Source organism: Arthrobacter sp. SPT-J7 (assembly GCF_059089965.1).
Window position 1 is genome coordinate 63,431 of the sequence record NZ_JBNHFF010000007.1, and the last position, 15,193, is coordinate 78,623.

Genomic DNA, 15,193 nt, shown 5'->3' on the forward strand with positions numbered 1-15,193 from the left:
GCCCTTGGCCGCAGGTGCCGCAAACGCGGACTGCGGACCGGAACCGTCAGTGGAACCTGAGAAGATCTCTATATGACTGCACCACTCCTTGCGCATGCCACCGCCAACGGCCGGATGTACGCGCGCTCCACCTCCGAGCCGCCTTCGGTCCCTTCCATCACCACCGTGATCGCCCAGGAACCGACCACGCTGGACGGCTGGTTCGCACACATGGCGGCCACCTCCTTGGCGTCGGATGCCCGGTTGGCCGAGGCCGCCGGTAATCCGGGCCGGCTGCGGACGCTGGCTAAAGAAGCCACGCTGGCGGCGGACCGCTATCGGGACGCTGCTGCGTTGCGCGGCGACCGGGTCCACGGGTACTGCGAACAGGTGGCACTGCGGGCACTGGACAAAGACCATGACGTCGCGGGGGCGCGGGAGGCGCTGAAGGCACACGGTGAAGAAGCTTTCGCCGACAGGTTCGACGAATGGTGGCAGCTTTACGCGGTGGAGCCGATAGCTCCGGAGATCACCGTCTGGAACCAGGAAGTGGGGTACGCCGGAACCCTGGATTTGGTGGCCCGGATCGGCGGTCGAACCTGCCTGATCGACTTCAAGACCAAGGGGACCGACCGCAACGGCCAAGTCAAAGCGCTCAATGACAAGGTGGTCATGCAGTTGGTTGCGGGCATGAAGGCGCAGGAGTCTTTGGTGGACGGCGTGGCGGGAAGCTGGGAGCCGTGGGCATACGGTGAGGACCCGTTGTTGTTGGGTGTGGCCATCGGCGAGACGGAAGTCCGCCCCATGCGGGCCAACCCCGAGGTTCTCCGCTGGCACTGGTACCGGTTCTGCTCGCTGCGGCGTGCCTGGGAGACGCACCTGCAGGTGTCCGAAGCCGGCCGCGCGCTGCTGCCGATAGCGCCTCCGTCCCCGGCCCTGCAGGCGGCCCAGCAGGCCCACTAAACTGGACCGGAACCCAACAGCTTTCAGCGCCGCCAACGCGGCAGCAGTGAGGACAAGAACTACATGGCGATCCTGAGCATCCGGATTATCGGCGACCCCGTCCTGCGGACCAAGGCGGAACCGGTGACCGAGTTCGGGCCGGAACTGGCCAAACTGGTAGCGGACATGGACGAGACCATGGAGGACGTCGACGGAGCGGGTCTGGCCGCCCCGCAGATTGGCGTCAGCCTGCGCGTCTTTACGTTCCGGGTGGCCGGCCAGCGGGGCCACGTGGTCAACCCGGTGCTTGAGCTCAGCGAGGACTTTCAACAAGACGTGGCCGAAGGCTGCCTGTCCATTCCCGGACTGGGCTATCCGGTGCGCCGGCGCCGCTGGACACGGGTGACGGGCCAGGATCTGCACGGCAACCCGGTGGAATACGAAGGCGAAGGCATGCTGGCCCGCTGCTTCCAGCATGAGACCGACCACCTGGACGGCGTCCTCTACATCGACCACCTCACCGGCGAGGACCGCAAGAACGCGCTGCGGTCCATCCGCAACGCGGGCTATAACGAAGTGGCCGGTGAAACCCAGGCCCAGCGGGCCGCGCACGTCGGTTCCGGCTTCCTCCGCGGAGCGGCACGTACCGGTTCCTTCGGGCAGCCGCTGGCATGACGGAAAGCGGCAACGGCTTGCGCGTTCTTTTCGCCGGCACGCCAGGCGTGGCGGTACCGTCCCTCGACCGCCTCGTCCAGGACGGCTTCGAGATCGTGGCTGTGCTCACCCGGGAGGATGCGCCGGTGGGCCGAAAACGCGTCCTGACTCCCTCGCCCGTGGCGGCCCGCGCCGTCGAGCTGGGCGTGCCGGTTATCCGGGCCAACCGGATTGACCAGGGCGTCATGGATGCCATACGTTCAGCAGCCCCGGATGTGGCGGCCATCGTGGCCTATGGCGGTCTCGTCCCGGAACCAGCCCTTGGCATTCCGGAACATGGCTGGATCAACCTGCACTTCTCCCTGTTGCCTGCGTGGCGCGGTGCCGCGCCGGTGCAGCACGCCGTCATCCACGGCGACGATGTCACCGGTGCCTCCACCTTCCTGCTGGAAAAGGGACTGGATACCGGCCCGGTCTACGGCACCTTGACGGAGACGCTGCGCCCGGAGGACACCAGCGGCGACGTGCTGGAGAGACTGTCCCGCAGCGGCGCCGTGCTGCTATCCCAAACACTCGCGGCCGTCGGCGCCGGCAAAGCCGCGGCGGTGGCGCAGACCGGTCAGGTCAGCCTGGCGCCCAAGCTGTCGCTGGAGGACGGACACATTGATTGGCGGCAGCCGGCGCTGGCCATCCGCCGCCGCATCAACGGCGTGACCCCGGAGCCCGGCGCCTGGACCATGCTTGATGGGCAGCGGTTCAAGCTGGGGCCGGTACGACCGCGCCCGGAGACTCGGGACTTGCCGCCCGGGGTGGTCAGGCTGTCCGGCGGCTCGTCGGCGTCGGCCTTGGTGGGCACCGGCTCCCACGCGGTTGAGCTGGACAAGGTTCAGCCGGCAGGCAAAAAGATGATGGATGCTGCGGACTGGGCCCGCGGGCTTGGGCAGCGTGAGGATGTGCACTTCGAATGAACGGCCGGAACGAAGGCAGCCGGAACAACGGCCGCGGCAGCAACGAAGGACGCGGGCGCGATAACGCCCGCGGGAACAACGAAGGACTCGGCCGCGATAACGCCCGCGGGAACAACCGCGGCAGCGGTCCAAGCGGCGGACGACGTGATGCTGCCGGGCGGGAGCGAAACCGCGGCGGCACCCGGCACTACTCGCAGGCGGCCCCGTCGCAGCGGTCCAGGACGGCAGATCCGGCGCGGCTGGCCGCATTCGAGGTGCTGCGCGCGGTGGAACGGGACGACGCGTATGCCAACCTGGTGCTCCCGGCGAGCATCCGCAAGCACCGGCTGGACAAACGTGATGCCGGTTTCGCCACGGAACTGGCGTACGGCGCCTTGCGCGGCCTGGGCACCTACGATGCCATTCTCGCCCGCTGCGTCGACCGGCCACTGGACCAGCTGGACCCGGCGATCCTTGACGCGCTGCGGCTGGGCGCCCACCAACTGCTGGCCATGCGGGTGCCGGCGCATGCCGCCTTGGACCAGACCGTTAGCCTGGCCCGCGCGGTAATCGGTGCCGGGCCAGGCTCGCTGATCAACGCCGTGCTGCGCAAGGTGACCGCGCACGACCTCAGCGGCTGGACCGCCGAGCTGACGGCGGGGGAGAGCGATCCGGTCAAGGCCGCCGCCCTGGAACACAGCCACCCGGAGTGGATCGTGCGGGCCCTGCGCCAGTCGCTGGCTGGCCATGGCCGCAGCGTGGAGGAACTGGAAGACTTGCTGGTTGCCGACAACGCCGCACCGGTGGTGAACTTGGTGGCGCTGCCCGGCCTGGGCACGTTGGACGAGGCGGTCGAGGCAGGCGCCGAGCCCGGCGACCTTGTCGAAGGCTCCGCCCTCTACGCCGGCGGCGACGTGGGCCGGCTGGCCAGCGTCCGATCCGGCACCACCCGCGTCCAGGACGCCGGGTCCCAGCTGGTAGCCCGTGCCCTGGCCGCAGCGGCTCCGGCAGCGCCGGACGAGCGCTGGCTGGACCTCTGCGCCGGCCCGGGCGGTAAGGCGGCGCTGCTGGCTGCCTTGGCCGCCGAACAGGGTGCCACGTTGTTGGCAAACGAGGTGGCCGTGCACCGTGCCGAGTTGGTCCGCAAGGCGCTGGCTCCGGTTCCGTCTGACGTCTGGGAGGTCCGTACCGGAGACGGCCGCGAAGTCGGTGACCTGTACGCCGGCCAGTTCGACCGGATCATGGTGGACGCGCCCTGCACCGGGTTGGGAGCCCTTCGGCGCCGCCCGGAATCCCGCTGGCGCCGGAAACCCTCCGACGTTGCCCAACTGGGTCCCCTGCAGCGCGACCTGCTCGAAGCAGCCGTCGCGGCCGCCAAGCCGGGCGGCCTGATCGCCTACGTGACCTGCTCCCCACACCCGGCGGAGACGACGGCGGTGGTCGCCGACCTGCTGCGCCGGCACCCCGGGCTGGAACTGCTGGACACATCCGCCGTCCTCGACGGTGTCAGCCTCCCGGGCCACCTGGACGCAGGACAACCTGGCGGGGACACGGTCGGCCGGGCCGGAGGGACAACCACGCAGCTCTGGCCGCACCGCCACGGCACCGATGCCATGTTCATGGCCCTGCTGCGCCGCAGCAACTGACCCCACCTGCGCAACCCGCGCAGGGACCCCCACTCCGACAACACCTAGACAGGCAGGCAAGCAACCGATGACCCACTGCTGCATCAACCCCAGCATCCTCTCGGCTGATTTCGTCAACCTCGAAGCCGAACTGCAGCGGATCAGCACCGCCGACGCCGTGCATGTGGATGTGATGGACAACCACTTTGTGCCGAACCTGACCATCGGGCTGCCGGTGGTGCAGCGGATCCAGGAGGTCAGCAGCCTGCCACTGGACGCGCACCTGATGATTGCCGATCCGGACCGGTGGGCGCCGGCCTACGCCGAGGCCGGCATCGAATCGGTGACCTTCCATGTGGAAGCGGCGAAGGCGCCGGTGCGGCTGGCCAGGGAACTGAGGCTCCACGGAGCCAAGGCGGGCATGGCGCTCAAGCCGGCCACCGCCGTCGAACCGTATCTCGATCTGCTCCCCGAGATGGACCTGCTGCTGATCATGACCGTTGAACCGGGGTTCGGCGGCCAGGCGTTTCTGGAGGTGACGCTGCCCAAGATCCGCAAGGCGGCAGACGCGGTGGCCGGCTCCGGACTGCCGGTGGCCATCCAAGTGGACGGCGGCGTCACAGAGGAGACAATTGTGCGGGCCGCGGAGGCCGGTGCCACGGTTTTCGTCGCCGGCTCCGCCGTCTACGGGCAGCCGGACCCTGAGCAAGCCATCGCCTCGCTGCGGGCCGCGGCCAAGGTTCTGTGACGGCTGTTACAGGATGTGACGGGAATGCCGGACCCCCTGCAGCAGTTGTGAGAGCATAGTTACGCAAACACAACGTGCTCCGGGGTCGGTGTAAGTCCGAACCGGCGGTTATAGTCCGCGACCCGTTGCCCAAGGTTCCACCCGGAACCCGAGGCCACGGTTGAACCGGTGGAATTCCGGTACCGACAGTTAAAGTCTGGATGGGAGAAGCACGTACAGGTGGCAGCAATGGGCCACCGGGTACGGCCACTGGCCGTCATCCCGGATGCCCGGACCTACCGCACTGTCGTTCCCCCGGAGCCGCCGCGGCTCGAAAGGAACGGCATGGATTTTCTGCGGTGGCTCTTTGAAGCCCAGATTCCCGTTGCCGGCAGCTCACTGCTGCTGCGCGAAGTTCTGGGAAATGTTTTTGGACTCCTCAGCGCCCTCGGCGGCATGCGCCGAAAAGTGTGGGCCTGGCCGGTGGGCATCATCGGCAACCTCCTGCTGCTGACGGTCTTCCTTGGCTCGCTGTTCGGCTCGGCCAACACCGCCAACCTGCTGGGACAGGCCGGCCGGCAGATCATGTTCATTGCAGTGGCCGTCTACGGCTGGAACCGCTGGCGCTCCGCACGCAACGGCACCGGCCGCGCCATCACCCCGCAGTGGGCCGGCGGCAGGGCGCGGGTGGGCCTGGTGGCTGCCCTGCTCTTGGGCACCGTCGCGCTCACCCCGGTCTTCGCCGCCCTGGGCTCCTACGAACCGGTGTGGGCCGACGCCTGGACCTTCGTCGGGTCGCTGCTGGCCACCTACGGCATGGCCCGCGGCTGGGTTGAATTCTGGCTGATCTGGGTCGCGGTGGACATTGTGGGCGTGCCGCTGCTGTTCAGTGCCGGTTACTACGCCAGCGCCTTCATGTATCTCTTCTACGGCGGCTTCACGCTGGTCGGGTTCTTCGTCTGGTGGCGGGCCAACGCCCAGGCCAAGCCCGAGGTCGAGACGCTGCACCCGGATCCGCGGATCGGGCAGCCGGCAGGTGCCGGCGGCTACGACAAGCCGGTGCATGCCCGATGAGCCAACCAGCCCTTGGCACCGGCCAGGAATTTTCGACGGCGGAGCAGCGCGGCATGGAGCTGGCGCTGCAGGCCGCCGGACTGGGTGTGCGCGGAGCGAATCCCCTGGTGGGAGCGGCGATCATCGATCCGCGCGGCGACGTGGTCAGCACCGGCTACCACCGGGGAGCCGGCACGCCGCACGCTGAAGTGGATGCGCTGGCCAACGTGCCACCGGGACGTGAAGCGGAGCTGGCCGACTGCACCATGCTGGTGACCCTGGAGCCGTGCAATCACCGCGGCCGGACCGGCCCCTGCTCCGGCGCCATTATGGACGCGGGCATCGGTTCGCTCATCTACGCCGCGGCCGACCCCACCCATGAGGCGGCCGGCGGAGCCCAGCGGCTGGCGGCCGCCGGCGTCGAAGTGCGCACCGGATTGATGCCGCAGCAGGCCCAGGAGCTGAACCACCGCTGGTTCCAGGCCCGGCGGGAAAACCGGCCCTTTACTACGCTGCACATCGCCCAGACGGTGGACGGACTGATCGCTGCAGCGGACGGCACCAGCCAATGGATCACCGGGGAGGAAGCCCGGGCCGACAGCCACGGCATCCGCTCCCGTGCGGAGGCGATCATCGCCGGCACCGGAACCATCGCCGCCGACAACCCCCGGCTGACTGCTCGGGACCGGGCCGGAGCTGAGACGCCCGGCCAGCCGCTGCGAGTGGTGATGGGGCGCCGAAAAGTGCCCGCAGACGCTGCCGTCCGCGGCACCGATGGACGTTTCCTGCAACTGGCCACCCATGATCCGGCTGACGTATTGGCCGAACTGGCCGGGCGTGGCGTCGGCCACGCCATGATCGAAGGCGGAGCCACCATCGCCTCGGCCTTCTTGCGCGCTGACCTGGTCGATGAGCTGGTCCTCTACCTGGCGCCGCTGATGCTCGGGGCCGGCACGCGCGCGGTGGCCGACCTTGGCATCGGCACCCTGGCCGAGGCAGGCCGGTGGCGCTGGGACAGCGCCGGCGGCAGTGCCCGTACCCTGGGCGCGGACCTGCGCCTGCACCTTGAACCTCTGCCGTTCCACGGCACCCAGAAAGGCAAGTGAATGTTTACCGGAATCATCGCCGAACAAGGGCGGGTTGAATCACTGGACCTGAGTCCATCCACCGACAGCGCCGTGCTGACCTTCACCGCGCCCCGGACGGCCTCCGGCCTCGGGCTCGGCGGCTCGATCGCCGTCAACGGTGTGTGCCTCACCGCCGTTGCGCTGGACGGCAGCCGGGTCAGCGTTGACGTGATGGGCGAGACGCTGACCCGCACCACCACCGGGTCGCTCCAGCCGGGGCAGGCCGTCAACCTGGAACGCTGCGTGCCGGCCGGCGGGCGGCTGGACGGCCACGTGGTCCAAGGGCACGTGGACGGCGTCGGCACGCTGGCTGAACGCGAGGACCTGGGCGACTGGGAACGCCTGCGGTTCACCGTTCCGCTGGAGCTGGCCCGCTACATAGCGGAAAAGGGATCCATCGCCGTCGACGGCGTCTCGCTGACGGTCACGGCGGTCAGCGATGCATCAGCGGCGACCCAGTTCTTCGAGGTCGGCCTGATCCCCACCACACTGGCCGAGACCGGACTGGGAGCGAAACAGCCCGGAGACATGGTGAACCTGGAAGTGGACGTCCTGGCCAAGTACGCCGAGCGGCTGCTGGCCTTCACCTCCGGAGCCCGGTCATGAGCGCCGCCGTGGAGCCGCGGATCGCGCTCGACACCATCGAAGCCGCCGTCGCGGCGATCGCCGCCGGCCGCCCCGTCGTCGTCGTCGATGACGAGGACCGGGAAAACGAAGGCGACATCATCTTCGCCGCCGACGCCGCCACCCCTGAGCTGATGGGCTGGACCATCCGCTATACCTCGGGCGTCATTTGCATGCCGCTCGCGGCGGCCCGTGCCGACGAACTGGGGCTGCCGCCGATGGTTGAAGTCAACCAAGATGCTAAGGGCACGGCCTATACGGTGTCCTGCGACGCCGCGGTCGGCGTGACCACCGGGATTAGTTCCGCGGACCGTGCACGCACCGCACAGGTACTCGCCGCCGCGGACAGTACCGCCGCAGATTTGACCAGGCCCGGCCATGTCTTTCCCTTGCGCGCGGTCGACGGCGGCGTGCTGGCGCGCCGCGGACATACCGAGGCGGCCGTGGACCTGTGCCGGCTGGGCGGGCGTGCGCCGGTCGGCGTCATCGCCGAACTGGTGCATGACGAGGGGGACATGATGCGGCTGCCGGCCCTGCGGGCTTTCGCCGACGAGCACAACTGCCCGCTGGTCTCGATCGAGGACCTGGCGAATCACCTGTCCGGGGGAGCGGTCCCCGCAGCCCTTCCGAAGGCGGTTGGCAGTGGCCACTGACGACATCCGCGAAAAGCCGCCGGCTGCAACGGTTGAGGCCGGGCCGTCGGTTCAGCTGCCCACTGCCTTCGGCAACTTCATGGCACAAGCCTGGACGGATGCCGCCACCGGCGTGGAGCACTTGAGCATTACCTCCCCGGTCCGGCCGGCGGCCGAGCCGTTGGTCCGGCTGCACTCCGAATGCCTGACCGGGGACGTGTTCGCGTCCTACCGCTGCGACTGTGGCGAGCAATTGGAACAGGCGCTGGGACTGATCGGCGAGCAGGGCGGAACCGTCCTTTACCTGCGCGGGCAGGAGGGGCGCGGCATCGGCCTGGCCAACAAAATGCGGGCTTACGCACTGCAGGAAGCCGGCGCCGACACGGTGGAAGCCAACGAGCAGTTGGGGCTCCCCGTGGATGCGCGCGACTATTCGGCTGCGGCTGCCATCCTGCGCGCCATGGGCATCGGCTCCATCCGGCTGCTGAGCAACAACCCGGCCAAGAGCGTGATGTTGGCAGCGCTCGGCATCGAGGTGGCGGAGATGGTGACCGCGGAAGTTCCCTTCCGTGAGCAGAACCGCCGCTACCTGGAGACGAAGCGGGACCGGATGGACCACCGGCTGGCCGTCCTGCAGACCACGCCCGTACAGCAGAGCTGACGTCCTGCGCCCCGGCCACACCATCCACTGCTAATCACTACCCATCAAGACATTCACGAAGGAAGAACATGAGCGGACACGGAGCCCCAGTTATCGACATCACCGGCCTGCAGGAGGCGACCGGCGGGCTGAAGCTCGCCATTGTCGCTGCCAGTTGGCACACCCAGATCATGGACGGTCTGGTCAACGGCGCGCTGCGCGCGGCCTCCGAGGCGGGTATCGACGACCCTGCCTTGGTCCGCGTGCCCGGCGCCTTCGAACTGCCCGTGGCAGCCGCCCGCCTGGCCCCGCACTATGACGCAGTGGTGGCGCTCGGCGTGGTAATCCGCGGGGGCACGCCGCACTTTGAGTACGTGTGCCAGGCCGCCACCGAGGGCCTGACCAGTGTCAGCGTCCGTTCCGGCAAACCGGTGGGCTTCGGCGTGCTTACCTGCGACACGGAGCAGCAAGGACTGGATCGTGCAGGGCTGGAGGACTCCAACGAGGACAAAGGGCACGAGGCGGTTACCGCAGCGCTGGCAACCGCGGCTACGCTCCGGGGCCTCGGGGTGTGAGCGGGCAGCCCGGCTGCCGCCGGAGGGGTTCGTCACAATGCGTACGGCCGTTTGTGGCGGCCCTGCGCTCCTGACGTAGGCTAAAGGGCGTGAAATCCTTCGAATCCCTGTTTGCGGAACTGAGCGACAAGGCGCAGCAGCGCCCGGAGGGCTCCCGTACGGTAGCCGAGCTGGATTCCGGAATCCACGGGATCGGGAAGAAGGTCGTCGAAGAGGCCGCCGAAGTCTGGATGGCAGCCGAGTACGAATCCGACGAGGCCGCCGCTGAGGAGATCTCCCAGCTGTTGTACCACCTGCAGGTCCTGATGATCGCCAAGGGATTGCAGCTGGAGGACGTCTACAAGCATCTCTAGCGGGACGCCGCCATCGTCGGCGCCCCGCCCGGACCCAGGCCGAATCCATCCTTGCAGGCCGCACTGCGGCCGAGCCGATTCCAGAAAGACTTCCAGATGCTCCGTGTAGCTGTTCCCAACAAGGGATCCCTGTCCGAGGCCGCCTCCGCCATGCTGGGGGAAGCCGGTTACCGCCAGCGCCGCGACAGCCGCGAACTGGTCATGACCGACCCGGACAACGATATTGAGTTCTTCTTCCTGCGCCCCCGCGACATTGCCGTCTATGTAGGCTCCGGCACCCTGGACGTCGGCATCACCGGCCGCGACCTGTTCCTGGATGCGCAGGTGGAGGCGGTGGAGCTGATGAACCTCGGGTTCGGCGCATCCACGTTCCGGTTCGCCGGCCCGGTGGGGGAGTTTTCCCGCGCCGAGCAATTGCACGGCAAGCGCCTGGCCACCAGCTACGACGGGCTGCTGCGCAGCTACCTGTCCGAGCGCGGCATCGAGGCCTCCGTGGTCCGGTTGGACGGCGCGGTTGAGTCCTCCGTTCGTTTGGGTGTGGCCGATGCCATCGCCGATGTGGTGGAAACCGGCAACACCCTGCGCGCCGCCGGCATGGAGATTTTCGGCGACCCCATCCTGAAATCCGAGGCCGTGCTGATCGGCCGCGCCGGCGAGACCCCTCCGCCAGGACTGGCTGTGCTGATGCGCCGGCTCCGCGGCGTGATTGTGGCCCGCGAATACGTGATGATGGACTACGACATCCGCAAGGATCTGGTGGACGCCGCCGCGACGTTGACCCCCGGCCTGGAATCACCGACGGTCTCTCCGCTCCGCGACACCGACTGGGTGGCGGTGCGTTCAATGGTCCGGCGGACCCAGACCAACCGGATCATGGACGAGCTCTACGATCTCGGTGCCCGGGCCATTCTGGTCAGCACCATCCACGCCTGCCGCATCTGATTGCTCCGGAGTAAGCCATGACTGTTGCCATCCGCGTCATCCCCTGCCTCGACGTCGACGCCGGACGTGTGGTCAAAGGGGTCAATTTCGAAGGCCTGCGCGACGCCGGTGATCCGGTGGAACTGGCACACCGGTACGACCGTGCCGGCGCCGACGAGCTGACGTTCCTGGACGTCACCGCTTCGTCCGGCAACCGCGAAACGACCTTCGACGTCGTGGCCCGCACCGCCGAGGAAGTCTTCATCCCGCTGACCGTTGGCGGCGGCGTGCGGGAAGTGGCCGACGTCGATAAGCTGCTGCGGTTCGGAGCCGACAAGGCCGCGATCAATACCGCTGCGGTGGCCCGGCCCGACGTGATCGACGAAATCACCCGCCATTTTGGTTCCCAGGTACTGGTGCTCTCGCTGGATGCCCGCCGGACTGAGAACCCCTCGGTGGCCTCCGGATTCGAAGTCACCACGCACGGCGGCCGCAAAGGCACCGGCATCGACGCGGTGCAATGGGCGACGGAGGCGGCGGACCGCGGCGTAGGGGAGCTGCTGCTCAACTCGATCGACGCGGACGGCACCAAGGACGGTTTCGATCTGGAAATGATCCGCGCCGTCCGGGCCGCCGTGAAAGTTCCGCTGATCGCCTCGGGCGGCGCCGGGAAGCCGGAACACTTCCCGCCGGCCGTCGCCGCCGGAGCCGACGCCGTGCTGGCCGCTTCGGTGTTCCATTTTGGTCCCGACGACGCGATTGCGCAGGTCAAGCAGGCTATCCGGGAAGCGGGCTATCCGGTCCGTTGATCCGCTCCGGTGCCCGGCTGGGCCAGGGCAGGTGGGCGTACGGTGTCAGAGGCCGATTTCGGCGCTCTCCAGCAGGGCAAGTGCATCGGGCTGGCCCTCAAAGGTAACCAGAGCGTGCTTGGTGCGGCCGTGGGCATGCATCAGCAGTTCGCTGGGTTCCCCAACGATGGCCACCGAAACCGGCGCGCGCTTGGCCACGTGCCGCGGGCCGTCCGGACGCACCAGCACGATGCCCAGGTCCACGCCCCGGTACAACAGCGCGGCGCGCTTGACCAGGTCCTCCCACAGGGCGGTTGAATAGTCCTCGTCGAGCGCGCGCGGCGCCCAACGGTCGGTGGCGCGGCGCACGTCTTCGGTATGGACGAAGAATTCCACCAGGTTGGCCACGTTGTCCACGGCCGGGACCTTGAGCGGCGATATGGCCGGCGGCCCGGCGCGGAAGGCTTCCACCAGTTTGGCGTAGCTGGACGTCGCCCGGGCCTTGTCAGCCGTCTTCCGCGTGGCATGGTCGGAAACTTTGGCGAGCGGTTTAAAGGCCAGCCCGAGTGCGGCACCCACGCGGTGTTCACGGATATACAGGTGCGCGGCGAGCTCCGCGGTCTTCCATCCCTCGCACAGGGTGGGCGAATCCGGCCCGGCAGCCAGCAAGGTCTCGGCCAGGACTTCACGGGACGGATTAACGTAATGCATCACTTCTGAACCTAGCACGAAGCCGCTGCTTTCGGGCCGCGAATCATGTCCCTTCCAGCAGCCCTGGCGCGGGCAGGGGGCCACCGGGACTTGGCACTAGACTTGTAGGGATGTCCTCCCAGCCTGATTCCCCGAAAACTCTGCCTCCCGCCGCCGGCCCGGCCGCCCTTGATCCTGCCGTCGCCCAGCGGCTCAAGCGCGACTCCGCCGGCCTGGTGGCCGCCGTGGTCCAACAGTTCGATTCCGGCGAGGTGCTGATGCTCGGCTGGATGGACGATGAGGCGCTGCACCGCACGTTGACCAGCGGCCGGGTGACCTTCTATTCACGCTCACGGCAGGAATACTGGCGCAAGGGCGACACGTCCGGGCACGTGCAGTTCGTCAAGTCAGTGGCCCTGGACTGCGACGGCGATGCCCTGTTGGTCCAGGTGGACCAGGTGGGGGCAGCCTGCCACACGGGCACCCGGACCTGCTTTGACGGCCGGGACCTCGGCGCTGTTGCCGGCCGCCGTCCGGCGTCGGACGACGCACCAGTGCTGGACAGCTGAAGAAGCTGCCGGCCCCTTCCCATAATCCCAGCTTGATAGCGACTGAAGCGAAAGACGGATAACGCATGCAGGACCTCGGAGTCATCAGCCCCAGCCTGGAAGAATTCCGCACCTTGGCGAAGGACCGACGGGTGATCCCGGTGTCCATCAAGGTGCTCGCCGATGACCAGACCCCGATCTCGATCTACCGCAAACTCGCTGACGCGAGGCCGGGCACCTTCCTGCTGGAGTCCGCTGCCGTGGGAGGCGTCTGGTCGCGCTATTCCTTTATCGGCGCCCATTCGCGGGCGACGCTGACCACCAAGGACGGGCAGGCGCACTGGCTGGGCGAGCCGCCGGTGGGCGTCCCGCGCGATGGCAACCCGGTGGAGGCGCTGCGCGCGACCGTGGAGGCGCTGCGGACCGAGCGCTTTGAATCGCTGCCGCCGCTGACCTCCGGGCTGGTCGGTTTTGTCGGCTGGGAAGCCGTGCGGCACTGGGAGAAGCTCACCTCCCCGCCGGAGGACGATCTGAACCTGCCCGAACTGGCCATGAACCTGGTCACCGACCTGGCGGTGCACGACAACGCCGAGGGCACGGTCACGCTGATTGCCAACGCGATCAACTTCGACAACCGCGACGAGCGCGTCGACGAGGCCTGGCTGGATGCGGTGAAGCGGGCCAAACACATGCTGGCCCAACTGGCCGAACCGCTGGCGCAGCAGGTGTCCGTGCTGGAGAACGCAGCGCTGGCGACCGATGACCTGATGAACAGCGTGACCCACCGCTGGGCCCGCGACAAGTACCTGGCAGCCGTGGACCGCGGCAAGGAGGCCATCGTCGACGGCGAGGTGTTCCAGGTGGTGATCTCGCGCCGGTTCGAGGCCGAATGCTCGGCGCCGGCGCTGGATGTTTACCGGGTGCTGCGGAACCTGAATCCCAGCCCCTACATGTACCTGTTCAGCCTGGAAGACGCCGACGGCGTGGGCTACTCGATCGTGGGATCCTCCCCGGAAGCGCTGGTTACCGTGACCGGCGATGAAGTCATCACGCATCCGATTGCCGGATCACGGCCGCGCGGGCACAGCGTGGAGCATGACAAGGAACTGGCAGAGGAGCTTCTGGCGGACCAGAAGGAACGTGCCGAGCACCTGATGCTGGTGGACCTGGCCCGCAACGATATCTCCAAGGTGTGCAAACCCGGCAGCGTCGACGTCACGCAGTTCATGGAGGTGGAAAAGTTCAGCCACATCATGCACCTGGTCTCCACCGTGGTGGGCCGGCTGTCCCCGGACAAGACCGCCTATGACGTGCTGGCCGCGACCTTCCCGGCCGGGACGCTCTCCGGCGCCCCCAAACCGCGGGCACTGCGGCTGTTGGACGAACTGGAACCGCACCGCCGCGGCATCTACGGCGGCGTAGTGGGCTACCTGGACTTTGCCGGGGACATGGACATGGCCATCGCCATCCGGTCCGCGCTGCTGCGCGGCGGGACCGCCTACGTGCAGTCCGGCGGCGGGATCGTGGCCGACTCCCAGCCGGAGGCCGAGGCGCTCGAGACGGTGAACAAAGCTGCCGCTCCGCTGCGGGCGGTGACGTTGGCCGCGCGGCTGCACCCCGCCAACCCGGCACACGTGCCGGTGAAGGGGCAGCAATGACGGAGGACAAGGCAACACCGGCCAAGGGCCAGCAGCCGGAACAAAGGACGGGTGTGGCGCGGTGGCAGCGCAAGGGCATCGTGGTGCTCGCCGCGGCGGCGGTCGCCCTGGCCGCCTTCGGGACGACCACCCAGACCTGGCTCACCGCCCACCTCCCGGGAACCCAGGTCCAGACACCGGACGTCAGCGTGGCCGGCAGCGATGCCGCCACTGCAGTAACGGCGCTGGCCCTGGTGGCGCTGGCCGCGGCCCTGGCGGCATCCATCGCCGGCCGGATTGCGCGCATCGTGATCGCCGTGCTGCTGGCAGCGGCCGGGATCGGCATTGCCGCAGCAAGTTTGGCCGTGATCGCCAATCCCGCAGCCGCTGCCTCGGCCGCCATCGGCGAGGCGACCGGCCAGATCGGGGGAGAGGCCGCCGTCGTCGTCACTGCCTTTCCTTACCTGGCGGCCGCGGCCGGGATCCTGCTGGTGGCGACGGCCATCTGGCTGGTACTGGCCGGCCGATCCTGGGCGGCGTCGAAGAAGTACGTGCCGGCCGCCGAGCGACAGGCCGACGGCATGCCCTCCGACCGGGCCGGCAGCGTCGACGAGATCGACTCCTGGGACCAGCTCAGCCGCGGCGAGGATCCGACCGACTGAACCCCGGCACCGGATCCGGACGGGAGTCCGGGCCGCCCGCCAGCGTGTCATACTGGCCCGCCACGCCGC

18 protein-coding genes and 1 riboswitch are annotated in these 15,193 nt (G+C 68.4%); of the genes, 17 read left to right on the forward strand and 1 reads right to left on the reverse strand.

The window, feature by feature from the left end; all coding sequences use genetic code 11:
- Positions 1-72: 72 nt before the first annotated feature.
- The 14 genes from AC5RWX_RS12850 (at position 73) to hisF (ending at position 11,608) form a co-directional block, all read left to right on the forward strand.
- Complete coding sequence (locus AC5RWX_RS12850) at positions 73-942, forward strand: cytochrome (RefSeq protein ID WP_493939604.1); 870 nt, start codon at positions 73-75, stop codon at positions 940-942.
- A 63-nt stretch (positions 943-1,005) separates the two neighbouring features.
- Positions 1,006-1,596 (forward strand): peptide deformylase, encoded by a 591-nt coding sequence (gene def / locus AC5RWX_RS12855; RefSeq protein ID WP_493939605.1) that lies wholly within the window; start codon positions 1,006-1,008, stop codon positions 1,594-1,596.
- A 17-nt stretch (positions 1,597-1,613) separates the two neighbouring features.
- Complete coding sequence (gene fmt / locus AC5RWX_RS12860) at positions 1,614-2,543, forward strand: methionyl-tRNA formyltransferase (RefSeq protein WP_493939606.1); 930 nt, start codon at positions 1,614-1,616, stop codon at positions 2,541-2,543.
- Positions 2,540-4,168, forward strand: a complete 1,629-nt coding sequence (locus AC5RWX_RS12865) for an RsmB/NOP family class I SAM-dependent RNA methyltransferase (protein ID WP_493939607.1) — start codon at positions 2,540-2,542, stop codon at positions 4,166-4,168. The genes fmt and AC5RWX_RS12865 overlap by 4 nt, the downstream gene beginning before the upstream one ends.
- Positions 4,169-4,235: 67 nt before the next feature.
- Entirely contained in the window at positions 4,236-4,895 is a 660-nt protein-coding gene (gene rpe / locus AC5RWX_RS12870) for a ribulose-phosphate 3-epimerase (protein WP_493939608.1), read from the forward strand.
- A gap of 71 nt (positions 4,896-4,966) precedes the next feature.
- A riboswitch (FMN riboswitch) is annotated at positions 4,967-5,111 on the forward strand.
- A 108-nt stretch (positions 5,112-5,219) separates the two neighbouring features.
- Positions 5,220-5,948: a nicotinamide riboside transporter PnuC gene (gene pnuC / locus AC5RWX_RS12875; protein ID WP_493939609.1), complete on the forward strand. Its 729-nt coding sequence runs from the start codon at positions 5,220-5,222 to the stop codon at positions 5,946-5,948.
- Positions 5,945-7,033 (forward strand): bifunctional diaminohydroxyphosphoribosylaminopyrimidine deaminase/5-amino-6-(5-phosphoribosylamino)uracil reductase RibD, encoded by a 1,089-nt coding sequence (gene ribD, locus AC5RWX_RS12880; RefSeq protein ID WP_493939610.1) that lies wholly within the window; start codon positions 5,945-5,947, stop codon positions 7,031-7,033. The genes pnuC and ribD overlap by 4 nt, the downstream gene beginning before the upstream one ends.
- A complete protein-coding gene (locus AC5RWX_RS12885; protein ID WP_493939611.1) occupies positions 7,034-7,660 on the forward strand; it encodes a riboflavin synthase in 627 nt (208 codons plus the stop codon).
- Positions 7,657-8,331 (forward strand): 3,4-dihydroxy-2-butanone-4-phosphate synthase, encoded by a 675-nt coding sequence (gene ribB / locus AC5RWX_RS12890; RefSeq protein WP_493939612.1) that lies wholly within the window; start codon positions 7,657-7,659, stop codon positions 8,329-8,331. The genes AC5RWX_RS12885 and ribB overlap by 4 nt, the downstream gene beginning before the upstream one ends.
- The gene (ribA, locus tag AC5RWX_RS12895; protein WP_493939613.1) at positions 8,321-8,971 is read left to right on the forward strand and encodes a GTP cyclohydrolase II; all 651 of its coding nucleotides are present in this window, start codon (positions 8,321-8,323) and stop codon (positions 8,969-8,971) included. Before ribB ends, ribA begins: the two co-directional genes overlap by 11 nt.
- A gap of 68 nt (positions 8,972-9,039) precedes the next feature.
- Positions 9,040-9,525, forward strand: coding sequence for a 6,7-dimethyl-8-ribityllumazine synthase (gene ribH, locus AC5RWX_RS12900; protein ID WP_493939614.1), 486 nt, complete (start codon positions 9,040-9,042; stop codon positions 9,523-9,525).
- Positions 9,526-9,614: 89 nt separating this feature from the next.
- Positions 9,615-9,878: a phosphoribosyl-ATP diphosphatase gene (locus tag AC5RWX_RS12905; RefSeq protein WP_127514683.1), complete on the forward strand. Its 264-nt coding sequence runs from the start codon at positions 9,615-9,617 to the stop codon at positions 9,876-9,878.
- Positions 9,879-9,974: 96 nt separating this feature from the next.
- The gene (hisG, locus tag AC5RWX_RS12910) at positions 9,975-10,820 is read left to right on the forward strand and encodes an ATP phosphoribosyltransferase (protein ID WP_493939615.1); all 846 of its coding nucleotides are present in this window, start codon (positions 9,975-9,977) and stop codon (positions 10,818-10,820) included.
- Between the two features lie 17 nt (positions 10,821-10,837).
- A complete protein-coding gene (hisF, locus tag AC5RWX_RS12915; RefSeq protein WP_493939616.1) occupies positions 10,838-11,608 on the forward strand; it encodes an imidazole glycerol phosphate synthase subunit HisF in 771 nt (256 codons plus the stop codon).
- 45 nt (positions 11,609-11,653) lie between these two features.
- On the opposite strand, the gene AC5RWX_RS12920 is transcribed toward hisF, so the two are convergent.
- Positions 11,654-12,298, reverse strand: a complete 645-nt coding sequence (locus AC5RWX_RS12920; protein WP_493939687.1) for a TIGR03085 family metal-binding protein — start codon at positions 12,296-12,298, stop codon at positions 11,654-11,656.
- Positions 12,299-12,408: 110 nt separating this feature from the next.
- Here AC5RWX_RS12920 and hisI point away from each other — a divergent pair, with 110 nt between their 5' ends.
- The 3 genes from hisI (at position 12,409) to AC5RWX_RS12935 (ending at position 15,124) form a co-directional block, all read left to right on the forward strand.
- Complete coding sequence (gene hisI, locus AC5RWX_RS12925) at positions 12,409-12,846, forward strand: phosphoribosyl-AMP cyclohydrolase (protein ID WP_493939617.1); 438 nt, start codon at positions 12,409-12,411, stop codon at positions 12,844-12,846.
- A gap of 65 nt (positions 12,847-12,911) precedes the next feature.
- A complete protein-coding gene (locus tag AC5RWX_RS12930; RefSeq protein ID WP_493939618.1) occupies positions 12,912-14,483 on the forward strand; it encodes an anthranilate synthase component I in 1,572 nt (523 codons plus the stop codon).
- A complete protein-coding gene (locus AC5RWX_RS12935) occupies positions 14,480-15,124 on the forward strand; it encodes a Trp biosynthesis-associated membrane protein (protein ID WP_493939619.1) in 645 nt (214 codons plus the stop codon). Before AC5RWX_RS12930 ends, AC5RWX_RS12935 begins: the two co-directional genes overlap by 4 nt.
- Positions 15,125-15,193 lie beyond the last annotated feature (69 nt).

Coding starts and splice junctions, on each gene's coding strand:
- hisI (WP_493939617.1), top strand. CDS start 12,409: ATGTCCTCCCAGCCTGATTCCCCGAAAACTCTGCCTCCCGCCGCCGGC.
- AC5RWX_RS12935 (WP_493939619.1), top strand. CDS start 14,480: ATGACGGAGGACAAGGCAACACCGGCCAAGGGCCAGCAGCCGGAACAA.
- rpe (WP_493939608.1), top strand. CDS start 4,236: ATGACCCACTGCTGCATCAACCCCAGCATCCTCTCGGCTGATTTCGTC.
- AC5RWX_RS12865 (WP_493939607.1), top strand. CDS start 2,540: ATGAACGGCCGGAACGAAGGCAGCCGGAACAACGGCCGCGGCAGCAAC.
- AC5RWX_RS12930 (WP_493939618.1), top strand. CDS start 12,912: ATGCAGGACCTCGGAGTCATCAGCCCCAGCCTGGAAGAATTCCGCACC.
- def (WP_493939605.1), top strand. CDS start 1,006: ATGGCGATCCTGAGCATCCGGATTATCGGCGACCCCGTCCTGCGGACC.
- ribD (WP_493939610.1), top strand. CDS start 5,945: ATGAGCCAACCAGCCCTTGGCACCGGCCAGGAATTTTCGACGGCGGAG.
- hisG (WP_493939615.1), top strand. CDS start 9,975: ATGCTCCGTGTAGCTGTTCCCAACAAGGGATCCCTGTCCGAGGCCGCC.
- hisF (WP_493939616.1), top strand. CDS start 10,838: ATGACTGTTGCCATCCGCGTCATCCCCTGCCTCGACGTCGACGCCGGA.
- ribH (WP_493939614.1), top strand. CDS start 9,040: ATGAGCGGACACGGAGCCCCAGTTATCGACATCACCGGCCTGCAGGAG.
- ribB (WP_493939612.1), top strand. CDS start 7,657: ATGAGCGCCGCCGTGGAGCCGCGGATCGCGCTCGACACCATCGAAGCC.
- AC5RWX_RS12885 (WP_493939611.1), top strand. CDS start 7,034: ATGTTTACCGGAATCATCGCCGAACAAGGGCGGGTTGAATCACTGGAC.
- AC5RWX_RS12850 (WP_493939604.1), top strand. CDS start 73: ATGACTGCACCACTCCTTGCGCATGCCACCGCCAACGGCCGGATGTAC.
- AC5RWX_RS12920 (WP_493939687.1), bottom strand. CDS start 12,298: ATGCATTACGTTAATCCGTCCCGTGAAGTCCTGGCCGAGACCTTGCTG.
- pnuC (WP_493939609.1), top strand. CDS start 5,220: ATGGATTTTCTGCGGTGGCTCTTTGAAGCCCAGATTCCCGTTGCCGGC.